This is a genomic window from Nonomuraea sp. NPDC001684 (assembly GCF_053596515.1).
In genome coordinates, this window is sequence record NZ_JBSFGJ010000810.1 from 1 (window position 1) to 1,968 (window position 1,968).

The 1,968-nt window shown below is 68.1% G+C and carries 1 protein-coding gene; it reads right to left on the reverse strand.

Going from position 1 to position 1,968, the window contains the following annotated elements; genetic code table 11:
- Nucleotides 1-1,060, reverse strand: a 1,060-nt coding sequence (locus ACWCSD_RS52025) for a glycosyltransferase family 39 protein (RefSeq protein WP_449927236.1), incomplete at its 3' end; no start/stop codon positions are given.
- Nucleotides 1,061-1,968 lie beyond the last annotated feature (908 nt).

Here is a 1,968-nt window from a genome sequence, read left to right on the forward strand (position 1 = left end):
CCGGGAACCGCGGCACACCCGCCACAGCCACCCCCGCCAGCAGCGCGAGGGCGGGCGCCGTCACGAACAGGTACCGGTCCACGTACGCCGGCGTCACCAGCTGCGAGACCGCGAGCAGCAGCAGCGGCGGCAGCACCAGCCACCCCACCCCCGCAACAGCCCACCGGCCACCTTCCCCGGCCACCGGATCAAGCCCCGCGAAACCGTCACCATGCCCCCACACCTGGTCAGGCTCCGCGGAACCGTCACCCTGCCCCCGAGCCTGACGAGCCCCCGCCGGCCGGCTCCCGTCGTCGCGCACCTGATCACGGCCCGCCGTCGACTTCCAGAGCACCACCGCACCGGCCAGCGCGACCGCGAACAGCAGCACCCCGGCCCCGGTCGAGCCCGCCGCCATCTTCGGGAACTTGAGCCAAACCTCCGGCCCCCGCTGCGGGATCCAGCTGATCGCGTGTCGCTCCCCGAACCCGACCAGTCCCAGCACGACCGCGGGCAGACCTCCGATCCCCAGCGCCACCGCCATCCGCATCAGCACCCCACGCCGCGCCAGGGCGAGGTGCGCGGGCAGCGCCAGCACCGCGAACAGATGCGTGCAGCACACCAGCGCCACCGCCACCCCGTACGCCACCCACCTCCGCCCGCTCGGCCGCTCCACCGCCCGGTGCAGCGCCCAGAACGAGAACACCACCGCGGCCGCCGCAAACGCGTAGGACCTGGCGAAAGCCCCGTAATAGGAGACGGACGGCAGGATCGCGAACAGCGCCGCCCCGATCACGCCCGCCCGCACACTGTGCAGCCGCCTTCCGAGGTCGGCGAGGAACCAGGCCGCCACCCCGATCGCCACCGCCGACGGCAGCCGCAACCACAGCTCAGCCGTGCCGGCCTTAATCCAGAAGTGCATGAACAGGTAGTACGGCAGGAAGTGCCCGTCGATGTTCCGGGCCAACTCCCACAAGCCCGCCAGTGACCGGGAAGCCGCGCTGATGGTGGCCAGCTCGTCACCGTTCAGGGTGGCCGCCCCCGTCCCCGAGAACGCCACCGCCCCCGCGACCAAAGCCATCCACCAAGGGGCAGAGGAACGCAGACGGGTCGCAGGTCGAACCGAGGGGGCAATTGTGGCGGCAGTGGTCACCGGGGCAGAATACGCGCCCCTCCGAACCCCTGCCCTGCACTCTGGACCCGACAACCGTCCGAGCGACCTGACCTCATCACCGCCTCCACACGCCCGTCACTGCCTTCGTCGCGAACGCGCTGGAGCACCGGCCACAGAACACAACCCCGCACCTCAGAGCAGCAAGTACTGCAGTCTCTCCCGCTCCTCGCCCGCAAGACCCCCAACGAGCCACCCCACCCCACTGCCTCCGCCACATCGGGCCGACCGCACTCTCACCTCCTACCACCCTTCTCCAACCCCCTTCGAACTCGCTGATCACCCCCTCCCACCGCCAATCGCCACCCCTCGCTGCGAGCCCGCCCTCGCCGACGATGGCTCGCGCAGCACACGGTGACGAGCACACTCATCCCGCGCTCCGCCACGCTCCCGTCCGTCGATTTGACGTGTCGTGGATCGCGACCTAATCTTTCACTTCGTCCCGGGAGCGAGCCGGACGCCGATCAGGCGGACGGGCCCCAGGACAAGCCCCTTGAGATGACAAGCCACCTCGGTCGAGGCGCTTCAACGCGCTTTGGCATGGGTTGTCCTCTGGCGCCCGAAGCACGCCGAATAATCGGTTGATTCGACAAGTGCCGGATGACACGGTAAGTTACGAGGGTTGCCTCGGAAGCGGGGCATCCAATCCTAGACAGGTTTGGCTCGGTTTGTTCAAGTCTCCGGATTTGACACGAAATCGGCGGGCCTGCTAAGATTAAGAATACGAAATGAACGCCTCTGAGCGGGGATCCGGGAACGGGTTCTGGTGAGGAAGTACGCGTCCGTTTCTTGAGAACTCAACAGTGTGTTAAAAGCCA